Source organism: Haloarcula sediminis (assembly GCF_035656455.1).
Taxonomy (GTDB): domain Archaea; phylum Halobacteriota; class Halobacteria; order Halobacteriales; family Haloarculaceae; genus Haloarcula; species Haloarcula sediminis.
Window position 1 is genome coordinate 12,389 of sequence record NZ_JAYMGA010000014.1, and the last position, 15,265, is coordinate 27,653.

At 58.7% G+C, this 15,265-nt stretch carries 16 protein-coding genes; 11 read left to right on the top strand and 5 right to left on the bottom strand.

Annotation, left to right across the window (positions count from 1 at the left end; all coding sequences use genetic code 11):
* Positions 1–47: 47 nt before the first annotated feature.
* Positions 48–569 carry a DUF7342 family protein gene (locus tag VJ162_RS17675; RefSeq protein ID WP_324666106.1) on the bottom strand — a complete coding sequence of 174 codons (522 nt, stop codon included), beginning with the start codon at positions 567–569 and terminating at the stop codon, positions 48–50.
* Between the two features lie 634 nt (positions 570–1,203).
* On the opposite strand from VJ162_RS17675, the gene VJ162_RS17680 reads away from it, so the two are divergent.
* The 3 genes from VJ162_RS17680 (at position 1,204) to VJ162_RS17690 (ending at position 2,958) form a co-directional block, all read left to right on the top strand.
* Positions 1,204–1,842, top strand: a complete 639-nt coding sequence (locus tag VJ162_RS17680; protein WP_324666107.1) for an IS6 family transposase — start codon at positions 1,204–1,206, stop codon at positions 1,840–1,842.
* Between the two features lie 163 nt (positions 1,843–2,005).
* The gene (locus VJ162_RS17685; RefSeq protein WP_324666108.1) at positions 2,006–2,524 is read left to right on the top strand and encodes a DUF7342 family protein; all 519 of its coding nucleotides are present in this window, start codon (positions 2,006–2,008) and stop codon (positions 2,522–2,524) included.
* An 89-nt stretch (positions 2,525–2,613) separates the two neighbouring features.
* Positions 2,614–2,958 (top strand): hypothetical protein, encoded by a 345-nt coding sequence (locus tag VJ162_RS17690; protein ID WP_324666110.1) that lies wholly within the window; start codon positions 2,614–2,616, stop codon positions 2,956–2,958.
* A 419-nt stretch (positions 2,959–3,377) separates the two neighbouring features.
* Here the strand turns inward: VJ162_RS17690 and VJ162_RS17695 are convergent, their stop codons facing one another.
* Positions 3,378–4,256: a hypothetical protein gene (locus VJ162_RS17695; RefSeq protein ID WP_324666112.1), complete on the bottom strand. Its 879-nt coding sequence runs from the start codon at positions 4,254–4,256 to the stop codon at positions 3,378–3,380.
* Between the two features lie 505 nt (positions 4,257–4,761).
* On the opposite strand from VJ162_RS17695, the gene VJ162_RS17700 reads away from it, so the two are divergent.
* The 6 genes from VJ162_RS17700 to VJ162_RS17725 all read left to right on the top strand — a co-directional run bounded on the left by VJ162_RS17700 (position 4,762) and on the right by VJ162_RS17725 (position 8,818).
* Positions 4,762–5,001: a hypothetical protein gene (locus tag VJ162_RS17700; RefSeq protein WP_324666114.1), complete on the top strand. Its 240-nt coding sequence runs from the start codon at positions 4,762–4,764 to the stop codon at positions 4,999–5,001.
* Positions 5,002–5,146: 145 nt separating this feature from the next.
* Entirely contained in the window at positions 5,147–5,443 is a 297-nt protein-coding gene (locus VJ162_RS17705) for a hypothetical protein (RefSeq protein WP_324666116.1), read from the top strand.
* The gene (locus tag VJ162_RS17710) at positions 5,440–5,622 is read left to right on the top strand and encodes a hypothetical protein (protein ID WP_324666118.1); all 183 of its coding nucleotides are present in this window, start codon (positions 5,440–5,442) and stop codon (positions 5,620–5,622) included. The genes VJ162_RS17705 and VJ162_RS17710 overlap by 4 nt, the downstream gene beginning before the upstream one ends.
* 805 nt (positions 5,623–6,427) lie before the next feature.
* On the top strand, positions 6,428–6,703 hold the full coding sequence (locus VJ162_RS17715; RefSeq protein WP_324666119.1) for a hypothetical protein: 276 nt from the start codon (positions 6,428–6,430) through the stop codon (positions 6,701–6,703).
* Positions 6,704–7,786, top strand: coding sequence for a DUF4350 domain-containing protein (locus tag VJ162_RS17720; protein WP_324666120.1), 1,083 nt, complete (start codon positions 6,704–6,706; stop codon positions 7,784–7,786).
* Between the two features lie 6 nt (positions 7,787–7,792).
* Entirely contained in the window at positions 7,793–8,818 is a 1,026-nt protein-coding gene (locus VJ162_RS17725) for an AAA family ATPase (RefSeq protein ID WP_324666122.1), read from the top strand.
* Positions 8,819–9,158: 340 nt separating this feature from the next.
* Here the strand turns inward: VJ162_RS17725 and VJ162_RS17730 are convergent, their stop codons facing one another.
* The 3 genes from VJ162_RS17730 to VJ162_RS17740 are packed head-to-tail and all read right to left on the bottom strand — an operon-like array spanning position 9,159 to position 11,910.
* Entirely contained in the window at positions 9,159–10,076 is a 918-nt protein-coding gene (locus tag VJ162_RS17730) for an MFS transporter (protein WP_324666123.1), read from the bottom strand.
* Positions 10,069–10,446 (bottom strand): hypothetical protein, encoded by a 378-nt coding sequence (locus VJ162_RS17735; protein WP_324666124.1) that lies wholly within the window; start codon positions 10,444–10,446, stop codon positions 10,069–10,071. Before VJ162_RS17735 ends, VJ162_RS17730 begins: the two co-directional genes overlap by 8 nt.
* Before the next feature lie 54 nt (positions 10,447–10,500).
* A complete protein-coding gene (locus tag VJ162_RS17740; protein WP_324666126.1) occupies positions 10,501–11,910 on the bottom strand; it encodes a DUF58 domain-containing protein in 1,410 nt (469 codons plus the stop codon).
* Between the two features lie 94 nt (positions 11,911–12,004).
* On the opposite strand from VJ162_RS17740, the gene VJ162_RS17745 reads away from it, so the two are divergent.
* Positions 12,005–14,146 carry a hypothetical protein gene (locus tag VJ162_RS17745; RefSeq protein WP_324666128.1) on the top strand — a complete coding sequence of 714 codons (2,142 nt, stop codon included), beginning with the start codon at positions 12,005–12,007 and terminating at the stop codon, positions 14,144–14,146.
* Between the two features lie 67 nt (positions 14,147–14,213).
* Positions 14,214–15,236, top strand: a complete 1,023-nt coding sequence (locus VJ162_RS17750) for a DUF1616 domain-containing protein (protein ID WP_324666130.1) — start codon at positions 14,214–14,216, stop codon at positions 15,234–15,236.
* The last annotated feature ends 29 nt before the right edge of the window (positions 15,237–15,265 follow it).

Genomic DNA, 15,265 nt, shown 5'->3' on the forward strand with positions numbered 1-15,265 from the left:
GCTTCGTAGTCGATTGGCCCCGTGTTCCCCGTGAGATACGTCATCGCTCAGACGACCACTTTTTCCGCGTCGTAGAAACTAATCGCTGCCTTCGCTAAGTAGAGGTTCTTCTGTGCTGTTTGCCACGTCGTGTGGTCCTCCCAGCCCTTGTGGTCGTCTGGATCGAGTTGCTGTGCGAGTTCTGCCGGCGACTCGACACCATATCTGGTTCTTATTTCCCTCACTGTCTGTTTCAGGTCCTGCAGTGTCTCAACCAGCTCGTCCTCGGAGTACTCGTCATGAAGCTTCAGGACCTGCCGATAAATATACATCTGGTCGTTGCGCTTGTACAGCGCACCCTGTCCGCCATCGATTTTTTCGACGAGCCCCAAATCTGTGAGGTCAGCGAGTTCATCACGGACGACTGGCTCGCTCGCTCTCGCTTGCTCGGCGATTTCAGATGCCGGCGTCGGTTCCGTCGTTCGCGTGACGACGGCCTTGATTCGCTCACGCGTTGTCGTCTCGCTCTTCCAGTCGCTAATGGCCGCCTCGTTCACATCGTCGTATTCTTCGATATGGTCAGAAGTCATGTATTCTCGGAGTGGTTCATCGTTGAGTCCGCTTCTCGCCCCTAGATAAAATATTATTTTAGCCCAAAATATAATTTATGCCTTATTTTATCTTCTTCGCGCACAGAATTCCACGCACAACTCGTCAATCCGCGATTCGTCGGGCCGTCAAAGCTGTCAACGGCGTTGTCGACGGATGGAAGAAGGGACAGTACGTCTCCCAACCGACGTTTACTCTCCAGAGACGAGTTCGGCTGGAGGTACAAGATCATCGAAATCCGGCGGATCTTGACGCTCCTCATCGTCTGCTTTCAGTTCGGGGCGTGGTTCTTTCATACCCGAGAGATGGTTCTATAACGAAATAAGTCCTTGTATCAGCGGAATATTCCTAACCGACGGCATCATATTGTGTATCTGAGAGTTTGAAGACATCTACGGTAGGCGCGTCAATCGCCTCGGAATGAACCTGAGTCACGGTTTTGTGGACCAACCAATACAACGAACGGGACGCTCACGGTGACCGTCTCACATTGGGAGGGTCCTCCCTACGGTCGTCCCATGCGGCCGCTCCACTCGGTCGCAGCCTTGTAGTGGTTGTGCAGGCAGCCGAGGTCGCGTTAAGTTAGAGAGTGAGGCGGACGAGTTCTGAGTGTCTATGACAGAATTCGACCGCCTCAGTGGATGTATCGAGTGGATCGACTTGTCGTTTGTGGAGCGACGACGGACTCCCGAGTGGGCGATTCAAGTGGGCATCCGGTGTCATCTGGCGGGTATGTCACTTCGGGATGCCAGTCAGTTTCTTGAGGAGTTGGGAGTCCAACGCAGTCATGTCTCGATCCACGAGTGGGTTCACAAGGCCGATCTACAGCCGATTTCGACGGTGACCGCGAATCAACTCACGGTCGACGAGAAAATGATTCGCCTCCACGGACAGCAGTTTTGGCTGTACGGCGCTGTCGACCCCCAAACGAACGAAATCCTGCATCTCAGCCTCTTTCCGACAGCAACGAAACAGACGACACGGTGGTTTCTGACCGAGCTTCATCATCGGTATCAGCTCACCGACGTAGTGTTTCTCGTCGACGATGCTGATTATCTTGGTCCAGTTCTGGCCGAAGATGGATACCGATTTCAGACTCTCGCACATGGAAATCGGAACGCTATCGAACGTGTCTTTTGGGAGATAGAACGTCGAACATCTTCGTTTGCAAATAGTTTCAGCCATGTCGAGCTAGAGACAGCTCAAGGCTGGCTCGAAGCCTTCGCCGTCCACCACAACTCACGCCAAACTTAACGCGATGGCAGCCGACTGGCGTCGGTCGATAGTCCTACCCCATCAACGGCAACTGGTCCAATTTAACCAGGGAAGTAGCGTGGGATGACCGGGAGTGACTGGAAGTAGACGATATATTTTGTTTATAGAAAGAAATATGTGGGCTAATTCCGTGGGTAGATGTATGGTAGACGATGCCCGCCGCGACAGCCCACCTCCGTTCGATAGGCCGTTTGAAGGTGAAGACACGAAGCAGCGGGTGTACGGGGCGGTGCTGCACGCCCGCGAACCGATGACGGCCACGGAGATCGCCGAGCAAGCGGCCTGTTCGGCGGAGTCGGCGCGGACACACCTGTCTTTCTACACCGACCTTGGCATCGTCATCCAACACGAGGGCCGGCCTGCCAGGTACGAGCGCAACGACGATTACTTCGAGTGGCGGCGGGTGAACGAACTGGCACGAGAGAACAGCGTTGATGAGCTACAGGCCCGCGTCTCGGAGCTGACTAGCCAGATTGAGGACTACCGCGATCAATACGGTTCTGACTCGCCGGCCGAGGTCGATGTCCTCGAGTTCGATGCGGAGCGTATCGATGACGTGTACGTGGAACTCGGTGACTGGGCTACCGCTATCGAAGAGCGTCGCATTCACGAACGCGCCCGACGAAAGGTCGCTGGATCGACGGCCCCATCACACAGCTGAAGATGGTGCCAGTGGACGACGGCGCGAGCCCCGCGCCGATAGATCGCTCTGTGTTAGAGCGGATGCGATCCCGGTTTGCCGGGAGTCACATGTTCGAGTTGGCGGAAATCGTTGAGGAAGGGAAACTGCACCTCCATGTCGAACTGTCCGATAACTACTACCCGGGGAGTGTATCCGCACGCTTCGAGATTCGCTGGTACCGCAACGACGATTTCAACGTCCATTATCGAGAGAAGCGACAAGATAGCGTGTGGGAGTGTCGATGGGATCGGCATCCAAACGGGCACAACTCACGTGATCACTTTCATCCGTCGCCGGCAGCAAGCCGTACCGACGCAGTAGATGCCCAATGGCCGGCCGACCATCGTGACGTGGGCCAACTCGTTCTCGACCGAATCGAGGAGCGCATCGAGACGCTGTGGGAGGAACGGTGACATCCTCCTCGCGGTAAATTGAACACGCTGGCTTGCCCAGTGATGTCGTTGACCGGGCTGGCGAGCACTGCCCAGGGTGTCTTATCGACTCCCCGTGCTGGGAGTGTTATCGAACCGGCATTTCCGACTTTGTGTGATAGTTTCTTCTCGGAAGCGATCACTCCGATACGGCCGGTGATGTCTGTGGTGCTGTTCGGACCTTCGACGAGGCGCTAAGTTGGACTGCCGTCACACTCGTTGTGACGCGTTGGAGAATCCCCACTACGCTGAGTGTGTTACGACCACACTCTCTACACTGTACGCAAGGGGTGTCTGCCGGTTGCTGTAGCTAGTACGGAGGGGCGTCGGCGGCGGTTCCTGTCGGCCACCGCGTCCAGTCGTGAGGGCTACTGGTCGATTTAGTAGTTACTGCGGTTCTATCACACCTCTTCGGGGGTGGCACCCGTCACAACGGGTGTGACTCCTCCAGTGATAGCTTTCCGGTCACTCGTCTCCAGTAAGTCAAGACCGATGTAGCGTTTCTCTAGAAGTCCTTCGGCGGTGTCCCTGTCCATCGTCAGTATCTCCGTTGGCTCCTGTGTTCGGCCCACCTGCCGGGTTTTGTGTGTACAGTCGCGTCCACCCAATTCGTTGAGTTTCTCCCAGACTCGGGCAACGGTCTGGCGATGTGGTGTCCGTCCGAGGTGGGCCGTAAGGGCGGTCGTGATATCGTCCTTGGTTATGAACACGCCACTCCCATCGGTTCGCTTCGTTGCGAACTCCGGCCAGCGTTTAGCGACGGCGATTGCTCGGTAGGTGTTCTGTCGATTGGACTGTTCGACGAACATCTCCTTAAGTTTCGATTGGCGGCAGTTCGCGAAGAAATCCAGCGGTGAGGAACTGGGTTCGACGCCGTGAGGGAGGGCTTCGGCGTCTTCTTGGTGGTCGGCGTCTGCCTCCAGCTGGTGGGCCTTGGCACTGGCACTTTTCGCAACGTCATGAGTGCGTTCGTGTTTGTCTTCGAGGTCGTCGAGATCGGCGGCGTTGGTTTCGGCTTTTGCGCTTGCCGTGGTGGCGATGTCGTGGGTTCGTTCTAGCTTCGCTTCGAGTTCGTCGAGTCGGGTTTGGAGTCGGGCGTTTTCGTTGAGGAGGCGTTTGAAGAGTGTGAGAAGTACTGGGTCGGTATCTCGACCCGCGAGGGCCGAGAGGAGGTCCTCGATATCTTCGGGTGTCTCTTGGCCGATATCCAGGCCGAGTTCGTTGGCAAGCGCTACGTCGCGTTCGTCGGGGCTGTCGGCCTCCGGGTTGTGAGTGTTCACAAATCCGTGCTTGGAATCGAACCAAGCGAACCGACCACGGCACGGATGTAGCTGGTGAGAGCTGTAGCTCAGTGGCCGAGCAGCAGCGCTCTTCGGGGTGGGCTAGCCGATTAGGTTACAGCGGACTCTCCAAGTGGCGTCTGAGTCTTCGTAGGAACGGACATTCGGGATAGAGATGGTCGTCCGTATCCTGTGAGTGGCAGTAGCTCGTGGTCGGTACGCTGTGCGCTTGTCGTGGGGAGGTTTCAAGACTCCCCGGAGCGTTTGCTTGCATGCGGCTGTGAAGCCAACGCGACGCCCGTGTCCTAAGCACGGCGTCGCACTCGGTTTTCAGAGCGACACCCGAGGAGCGGCGCGTCGGCTTGCTCTGATAGTCCAAGGCGGAACTACTTAATAGTTTGCAGAGTATTAGGCAAATATGGGCAATACGGACCAAGCCAGTGATTCGTCCAACAGCTTCACCGACTCCGGAGATAATTTGCCTATCCGTGGTAACGGTTCTAATATGGGCAAAGAGGAGCGGAAGCGGATGGTTCTAGGGCTCCTCGTAGAGTCGGGTCTGGAACTCCCGCCTGCTGTAATATTCGATAACCTCAAACGACGTGGTGCAACCTTCGAGCGGCGTAGTGTAGACAATTATCTGCACGAACTACGCGAAGAGGGGCTAGTCAAGCGAACTGACGAGAGTAAAGGATACAACATTGCGACTGAGAAAGGCCGAGACAGATACTACGGAACGAACTGACTTCCATTTTTGCAGCGTATCCCGCAATCTCTAAGTAGCCACGGATAGTGACTACTATATAGGAACACACGCGCTGCTGGGCGATTTCTCACAAAATCGCCCCGGTGCTAGAACACCGAGGCGCGTGGTTCCGTTCCAAGAACCAATGGTAACTAGGAAAGCAACCCCACAAGAACGTATCGCACGCGATCTACTCACCCAGCGGCCGCTCTTTCTCGGCGTTGATGGCGCTAGTGCAACCCACTACTGGGACGGCTACGAGCAGGCAGTAGTCGTTATCCAAGATGACGAGGTCGCGAAAGTCAAACTCACGGATACCCCTTTCCTGACGCTGTCGGGGTGGACAGAATACACCCATGAAGAGCGAGGCTGGACAGTTGGTCCATACGTGGGTGGTTCCATCGTCAACGATCTGGTGAGCGCCCTGGAGGCAAGCACATGAGTGGGCTCTCAGTTGCCGACGCCAACGGCTTCGTCTACGAGCCCGTCCGTGGCCCCAAGCGGAAAATCGAGTTCAAACAGCGGCCCGATGAGAGCATTGAGCGGATCGAGGCAGTGTGGACTGGCTGTGGCTGGCGGGTGACTGGCCGAGAGATAGTGCTAACGATGCGGCGCATCTGAGAGCGAGCGATCCCCTCTCTGGTAGTTACTGATGCTTCGACTCAGACGTTTTCATCAAGTTGCTTGATAGAGACTGCCAGCCACGAGGAATGTAAAATAGTTTACCGGGATCCAGTCCTATCCGTAACTGATTAACTGGCCGATATAGGTATGTGATGAGACGCTCCGCGTTTTAAACTACTTGCCTCCATGTGGTTCACCAGAGACACACCCCGCGCCGAGTGAAGAATTGAAAACGCTCTGAAACACTACTATCCAGACGTCTCAATCGCATTTATAAATGATACACCGTGGTTTGACACACAATGCACCGAGTGATAGATCTCCTGAGTTGGCCCTCGCTTGAACTGCTCGGTATTCTACCGGTACACTTCACTCGGTGCGAGGTGTGTGGCTGGCCTCGTAGCCAGCAACTCCCAGCCAGCTCCGTATCGATGTGTGTGCCCGGAGTCGCCATCGTGGTGCTCCTCGCAGGTCGCCAGTGAGCGGTCGGCCCACCACAGGTAGGTGACCAGCGAACTCTCCATGGAGATGTACCTATACACCAGCACTCTCAGGGTGCGTTAGATAGTTGACGGCCCACGCCAGGAGTCTCTGTCACATGCAGCAACGAACCTCCTGTGGTGGGTAGGATTGGGCGTCTGATACACGACTATGTGGATTGATGGTCGCCAATTGCTTCTTGTCGACAACTACGAGCACGGTTTAACCCTAAACAGCGACACTACTCACACCGACTTGTCACACTGAGCGCCTCGGGTTCGTGTCGATAACTTCTAACGGCTCGGTTAGCAATGGGGGCACAATGGCTACCAGGCGTCGCCAGCAGTTCATCCACGGGCAGGCTCTCTGGATGCTCGCAACGGTGCTCGTGCTGGCAGCCCTGAACGCGTTGACGCTCGACCTCTTCTTTGTTGTCTCGCTCATCGGCTTTCTTGTTGTGGTCGAACTTACCGCTGCGGTTAACGTCACCCCGCAGTGGCGGTCCCGGTTGAAGTGGCTGATTCTCGCCGGACTGGTCGGCTTCGCATACATCGTCGTCAGACGCATTCTCGAAATCCTGCCGTCGGGGCTGATATAGATGGACTGGCAGGACTATCCCCGCGTCGTTCTCATTGTGCTCTTTCTCCTGACGAACGTCGGGTTGGTGACGGCGATGAGTACATCGACGACCGCGTATGGTCCGTACAACGCTGCCTGGGACGGCGGAACCGAGTTACAAGAGCAGACACAGTCAGCCGGTGCTGAACCGGAAATTGCCACCAGCACGACGGCCTACATCGATAGCGGGTCGGATTCGGTAGCCTTCGTCCTCGCTCCGACGGCAACGTATACCGGGGGTGATATCGCCCGTTTACGACAGTTCATCTCCCGGGGCGGCACACTCGTGGTCGCCGGCGAGCGTGCGAACTCGACGAACGACCTACTCGCTGGTCTCGACGTGGAGACACGGTTGAACGGCACGCGGGTTCGAGACGACCAGAGCAACTATCGCAACGCTTCACTGCCGAGAGCGACGAACGTCTCTGACCACTCGCTCGTCAACGATACCGACGCACTGACACTAAACCGTGGAACAGTGCTTGACGTTCCCGAGCGGAACGTGACGGACAATCCGAGTGACCGACCGACGGTGCTGGTCCGGACGGCCTCGTCAGCATACCTCGACACGAACAGCAACGGGAATCTCGACGATTCTGAACCAATCGGTTCCTATCCGGTCGCAGCGACCGAATCGGTAGGTTCTGGCCGTGTCGTTGTGGTTAGTGACGCCTCAGTATTCACCAACGCAATGCTTGAACAGGAGGGGAATGCGGCGTTCACCCGCGCGCTCAGTCGCAATGCGACAACGGCACTGCTCGATTACTCACATCGACCGCCATTACCGGCGTTGACCTACACATTGCTTGGTGTCCGGTCGACGCCCATCGCACAGGCCTTGCTCGGGGCCATCATTCTCGGCACAATCGCGCTGTGGGCCCGCCGGCCAACGGGTTACGTTCCCGAATCGCTTCGCTCCCTGGGTACTGACGATCAGTCTGTCGTCGACACCACCCTTACCGAGGCCGATATCACCGAATTCGTCAGTGAGCGTCATCCAGAGTGGGAGTCAGACCGTATCGAGCGTGTGTCGCAACACATTATACGTCGGCGCGAGGAGTGAACCTGAATGACCGATCCGGCCGCCCTCTATACGACTATCAGAGACGAGATGGGTCAGGTCCTCATCGGCAAGGAAACCCTCGTTAAGGGTATCACTATTGCCCTCCTGACTGACGGCCACATCTTGCTCGAAGGGGTCCCGGGCGTCGCAAAGACGACCGTCGCCAACCTGTTCGCCGTAACCACCGGGTTCGCCTACAACCGCATCCAGATGACTCCCGACATCCTCCCAGCGGACATCACGGGCAACTCCATTTACCGCGAGCAGACCGGGGAGTTCGAACTCCAGAAGGGACCGGTGTTCTCGAACGTCGTCGTCGCCGACGAGATTAATCGTGCAACCCCAAAGACCCAGTCTGCCCTCCTGGAGGCGATGCAGGAACGAACCGTCTCTATCGAGGGCGAGACACTTGACTTGCCCGACCCCTTCATCGTTATCGCCACGCAGAACCCAATCGAGATGGAGGGAACCTACGAACTCCCCGAAGCACAGCGAGACCGTTTCCAGCTGAAACTCACCGCGGACATCCCTGACCGCGACGAGGAGTCCGAGCTGCTCAACCGATTCGACCAGGACCCGGACCTTGACCCCGCAAACGTCCAGCAGGTCGTCGACCACGAAGATGTCATGGCCGCCCGGGAGGCCGTTACCGAAGTGTATATCGACGACACAGTCAAGGAGTATATCCTCGATATCGTCGCTGCGACTCGCGACACGCCCGACCTCGATCACGGTGCATCGCCACGAGCATCGCTTGCCTTCCTCAACACCAGCAAAGCGCGTGCCGCTATCGAGGGGCGCGACTACGTCATCCCCGAGGACGTGAAAGTTCTCGTGGAACCAATTCTGGCCCATCGTGTCGGTCTGAGCACGGACGCCGAACTGAGTAACCGGACAGCACGTGAGGTTATTCGCGACCTCGTCGACGATATCGAACCACCGGGGAGCAGTTTCCAAGCCGAACCCGATGCCGCAACCGCCGTGCAGGACGGCGGACAACCCGAGGACGACACAACGGACGCTTCTCAATAGTAGCGGTATTCAGCTAACACCGGTACTTCTCGGTTAGACAGTCCACTCCTCGTAATCACTGCAGTCTTCACACGTAGCGTGCGTACACCACCCACTCCCCTGTTCGTGGTCCTCCGGCGGCACTTTGGTGACAGTTACTGACAGCGATCCACACTCTGGACACTGTGACGGAATCGACATCTATGACGCATTAGAATGCCTGCACTTGCATATCGTCTATCTGTGAATCAGTTCTTGTGGCAGCAGATAGCTTTATAAATAATGTTGAAGCCACTTATAGTGAATCTCTGCTCTGTATTGAGACTCAATAATCTGTCTTGGCGCTATCTTGAAGACGTAGCTATTCTTGGGCCTCGCTATCTTCGGATGCTGTAGTGTCGCCCGCTCCGCTCTCGTCTATCGGGTTCCACGTCAGCGTAATCCGGTAGCTGTCGTCTTCGTCGGTCGACTTGGATTCGGCTGTTACTGGAGCGCCCAATCGACGGGCGGTGACACTCCCCAGAAAGGAGACGACGGGGTGGTCGAATCGCGTGATGTCGCCGTGGACACTCCCGGCGACGGCGACAGTCACTCGTCCCCCGGACGGGTCCACGTCCGTTGTTGCGCTCTCGACCAGTTCGAACTGCTCGACGAGTGCGTCGCCGGCCTGTGTGGCGATCGTGTCGGCGTCGGTGCCGGGCTCGCCGGTCACCGCCCGCTCGAACTCGTCGGCGAGTCCGTCGCCGGTCGGTTCCAGTGAGAGTCCCCGCGGGTTGGTGTCCGAGGTGACGACGAAGACATCAGCTAGCGCCTCCGCGTCCGGAATGACATACTCTGCGTGCTGTGGGACGAACAGACGGACGCCGTCGTCGGTCGGAACGTACACTCGCTCGTCTCGCAGTCCCAATTCGGCAACTATGGCGCCCTCGTTGGCTGCAAGGGCGCCGTAGATAGTGCCTCCGAGTGAGGCCGGGAGGAACTGCTCGGGCGTCAGATAGTGGGTCAGGACGGCGAGAAACGCCCCTGTCCCAGCGAGTGCGAACAGCACTGTCTGTGCCGCCGGGAACAGGATTCCACCGAGGGCGGCGACGACGCCGAGACCGCCAAAGGCGAGTGCTGTCCGTCGGTACTGGTTCTGGCGTGCTCGGACGTACTCTTCCCTAAGCCGGTCGTTTTCTTCCTCAAGCAGCTCTAGTTGCGTTCGAAGCGTCGCCGAGTCCGGGATGTCGTCCGGTGTCTCCGTGTCCGCACTTCGCGTATCGCCCGCGGTCTCACTCATCGGTCGCCTCCACGAGGTCGAGCATGACCAGTTCGTACCGGTGGACACTGTATCCGGTCACTGTGAGGATGGCGACGACACCGAGTGTCGCGGCTGTGGCTGACCCTACTGTCAGCCAGGCCCACGTGAAAACCGTACAGAGGACATAGACCACGGGTACAACGATGAGTGGGCGTCCGATGCCCTCACCGAAGGCCACGAGGGCACCGACGAGAACGAGGAGCACGATTTCGAGAAGTGCCAGGGCCGTCACCGGTGGAAACGACTGGAACGCGAGTAACGCACCGACGTGGCCGAGTGCGACGGTGCCGACAGCGAGGACTGGCCACGGGATGCCGGCGACAGTCCGCACTTCGGTTCCGACTGCCATTAGTCGGTATGGCGTTGGTCTGCCTGTTACGTGTTCTGGTTTTGCGTGTCTCGCCTATTGACCCGCAGAGAGCACGGCTTCCAGCCGGTCGCCCGGGCCAACCTCGTAGACAGTGACCCGATCCAGCGCCGCGAGATCCCGTCGGAACGACTCGAAGTCGGCATACCGCTCGTAAGCAGCGTCCAGGTCACTGAGTCCGCCCGACTCGAAGAGGACCTGCGGGGTCAGGAAGACGACGACGTCGTTACCCCCTTGTCGGGCGACCTTGACCGTCTCCCGGAGCTCCGTCCGGTGTTGGTCATCGGTGAATACGACTGTCAGCGCCGTCCCACCGAGCCGAGAGAGATGCGTCCGTGCGGTCGCAAATAGCGGGTCCGACGCAATCTGGGTTACGTACCCGTCGCGACTGTCGAGATACGGTCTGAGCGTCGTTCCGAAAGCCGAGGTATCCCCCTGGAGCCGTGTACTTACGCGCCGTGCCGTCCCTGGACTCCGTGCTTGTGTCGTTGTTTTCTCCTGCCCGGCTGTCGCTTGCAGGTCGTATAGCGTGTCCTGTATCAGGCGATATCGTTGCTCGTCCAGCGAGGGTTCCTGTTCGGTCGTCAGCCCCTCGTCGCCGACCGTGTACAGTCCCAGTGGGTCGTCGTAGGCCCGCGCCTGCTCGGCGAGTGTCAGTGCGACCTCGCGGATGTAGTCGAGTTTCGTCTCGCCGGGGGGGCCAGTCGCCAGTCTCGCACGGTGGTCCACGAACAGTACTGTTCGCCGGTCCGTTTCGACCTCGTGTTCGCGGATGTACGGTTCGTTCAGCCGCGCGGTCGCCTTCCAGTCGATGTCACCAGCCGAGTCACCAGCGACGTACTGCCGGAGTTCGGCCGGGTCGACGCCCTCACCGAGCTCGTCGGTGGCGTGCTCGCCGAACGTTGCCAGTGCCGTGTCGCCGCCCTGTCCGACGTGGAGCGTCCGGGTGACGTGTGGCTCGACGCTGACCTCCGGTGTCGGGCCACGCGCAAATGACTCGCCAAACAGACCGTACGGGTCGGTCACGTGAACCATTGGCTCGTCGAACTGCGTCCGACCGACGACCGGCCACTCTGTATCGAAGGTCGTCGTGTTGGGCTCGGGGCCGTCAATCTCGATCTGTCGAGCGCCTTCATCGGGGCCCTCGGCGCTGGCCGGTACGGTCGCCGTTACAGTGACGCCAAGCGGTGTCGCTGCTGCTGCTCCGTTGAGCGTGACTGGGACCGTCTCGTTGGCTGTGAGGGCAGTCCGGGGCACTGAGAGATCGACGGCGAGACTCACGTTGAGCCGACGAAGCCGACCGACAAACAGCAACTGAGCAGCCAGCAAGACACCACCGATACCGGCTGTGCCGACGAGTAACACCGGGCGTTCGAACAGCAGTGCCAGGGCTGCCAGCGCGAGACCGGTCCCCGCGAGCGCGGTGAATCGCCGCGTCACGTCCATTACTCCTTGCCAACACCGGTCCGTAATTGAAGGTAGCGGTCTCGGCCGTTGGTGGAACAAAAGAGTGTTTATACCGCCGCGACGATGCCCTGTCGTGAGCGGAACCGACGCCGGCGGTAGCCGTACCCTGTTTGCCCTCGTCGCCGTGAGCATCCTCCTCATTGTCACCGGCACCGTAGTCGGTGCGGTCGTGCCGGGTGCCGCCGTCGGTGGTGCCGACACCGATGCGAGCGCACACGCCGACCCCGACAGCGTCGATGACGGACGGGACCTGAGTGCCCTCGAACGACAGATGGCCGAACGGCTGGCATCCCGTGCTCGAAGTGGCTCGTTGAACATCAGCCGCGAGAACGCCCAGCAGGCCCGCGAGGCGGTCAACAATTCCCAGTACGCGTCCTTGCTGAACGAGTATGCGAGTGTTGCCAACGAAACGGGCAACCGCGAGCGAGCGCTCGCGTTCCAGCGCATGCGCAACGACCAGCTAGCGCTTTCGGCCGCTGTCGAGGCGTACTGGGAGACATACGAGCGATACGAGACTGTCACTTCTGAGACGTACTTCCAAATGCACGAGAGACAATGGAACGACCGCAACGGTGGTAGCGTGCGGGGACCGTTGTCCAACGTACACAAACCGTCGGATGTGGGTGAACGAGAGCTGGCACGCCAACTCGAACGGGAGTGGCAGAGAGTCAACGACACGCGTTCGTCGTACGTTCGTTCACAACGGGCACTCGCCAACAGGACTGACGAGAACGTCACGGGGTCTCTGGCGACCGTCAATGCGTCGGTACAGGAAATCGAAACGGCCCAGCAGACCGTACGTGACGAGCAGTTCGTCGCGACGAACCTGACTATCGAGGTCAACGGGACACAAGCGTCGTTTCGGTCCCCGCTCAACATCGAGGGGCGGCTGACGACGGCGTCGGGCAGAGCCGTGTCTCCCGACTCTGTTCAATTCGCAGTCGGTAACCAGACGATTCAAACACAACTATCCGAGACCGGGCTGTTCGACCTGCACTATCGGCCGACGACGGTCGCCGCGAACACGTCGAACCTCACGGTTCGGTATCGCCCTGAAAACTCGTCCGTCTATCTCGGTGACCAACGGACCATCCCGGTCAGCATCGATCCGGTCCGGCCGAATATGAGCGTCAATGCGACGCCGACACAGGTTCGATACAACGACACGGTTGCGATCTCGGGGCGTGTCGGGGCTGAACACGGCGGCGCGGCCGCGGTTCCCTACCTCGTCTCGCTTGATGGGCGAGTACTGGCGACCGGAACCACCGAGACAAACGGGACGTATAACTCGACCGTGAACATCCCCGCATCCGTGTCCGAGGGGACTCGCACGGTCCGCGTCGACGTTCCGCTTGACGAGCAAGCGCTTCTGAGTGCGAACGGGACCACAAAAGTCGACGTTCAGGAGACGGCAACGACACTCAACGCGAGCGCAGTCCACGTGCAAGACCGCTCGCTCAGGGTATCTGGGTCGCTTCTGACTGGAAGCGGGCAGCCAGTCGCCAATCAAGACGTGTCCGTAGTGGCCAACGGCACGACGATCGGCACGGTTTCGACGGGCCCTAACGGGACCTTCGGGACGACGTTGAGTGTCCCCCAGAGTGTCGGATCGACAGGGGTGTTCGAATCCACACTCCCGATAGGCATCGAGTTCCGCTATGACGGGAGTGCGACGAATCTTCGGAGTGCCACAGCTGGGGCAACCGTTACCCTCCCGACGCTTCCCTTGGGACTCATCGCTGGGGCTATCCTGGCAATCGTCGCTGTGCTCGCCGGTGGTGTCTTGATCGGCCGGAAACTGCTCGACAGGCGGTCGGCACGTGTCCCCGATCCGGCTGTCGATTTCGACTCGCCGACTGGTCGGCGGGCTGATTCGCGTGTTAATAGCGCTTCGTTGCTTGACACTGCCCGCGGGTATCTCGACTCCCAGCAGACGGCGGCGGCCGCGAGAGTCGGCTATGTCGCCCTTCGGCAGCAACTCAGTGGTGATGTCGGACGGACTGCTGGACAGACGCCATGGGAGTTCTATCGGGACTGTACTGACGGTGATATCGATGAGACGACACAGGAGACACTCCAGCGAGCGACGGAACTGTACGAGCAGGCGCGGTTCCGTTCTTCGGTCGAGTCAGTCTCGGCCAGCGCTGTCGAGGAAACACTCCAGGAAATCACGTCGCTGGTGACAGGCCCCGAGTCATCGCAGTCAGCGGACTGAGATAGACGGCGGGTCGCGCTGCCGAGACCGGGAAGCTTTTGACTAACTCGGATGCAAGGAGAGCGTAATGGATGCTGAGCCGTCCTCGCGCTTCTGGCTTCTTGTCCCGGAGCCCGTCCGGCGACTTCCAGCCGACCTCGCTGCTGTCGTCTGTTTTGTCGGCCTGACCAATCTTGTCGTTCTCGGACCGGTCGTCCGGGATACGCCACTGCGGATTCTCTTTGGACTGCCACTGGTTCTATTCGTTCCCGGATACACGTTCATCGCAGCACTATTTCCCGAAGCCGGCACCTCTCCTGTGGATGACGACGGTGCGGAATCTGTGCAGTCGAGCGGCATTGACGGCATTGAACGAGTCGCGCTGTCATTCGGACTGAGTATCGCAATCGTCCCACTTATTGGGCTAATCTTGAACTTCACGCCGTGGGGGATTCGTCTGGTCCCTATCCTTGTTGCTCTGACTACGTTTATCGCCATAACCACGGTAGTGGCGTACAGACGACGGCTCGAACTCGACCCAGATGACCGGTTTCGAGTTCCCTATCGCGAATGGATGTCGGTCGCTCGCACTGAACTGTTCGAACCTGACTCCCAAACCGATAAAATACTGAACGTCGTGCTCATGTTGAGCGTGCTGTTGGCTGTCGGGAGTGTCGGGTACGCTGTGGCCGTTCCCAAAGAGGGTGAGTCCTTCACTGAGTTTTATATTCTGACAGAGAACGATGACGGTGAGCTGGTCGCTGACAACTATCCGACCGAGTTCCATGTCGGTGAAGGCCAGCCCGTCATCGTTGGTATCGGTAATCAGGAACACGAACCACAATCGTACACTGTCGTCGTCGAACTCCAGCGGGTCGAGACCGAGAATAACGAGACGACAGTAATGGAAGAACGCGAACTCGACCGGTTTCGTTCGCCGGCGATACAGGACAACGAGACGTGGCAGACCAACCACACTGTCACGCCCACAATGACCGGTGACCGGCTCCGACTGGTGTATCTCCTCTACCGAGACTCCCCGCCATCGTCGCCTACGGTCGACAATGCGTATCGAGAAATCCATCTCTGGGTTAACGTCGGTTCTCAGTAGTGCTCCTGGTTAATGTCGAAACTGAGAGG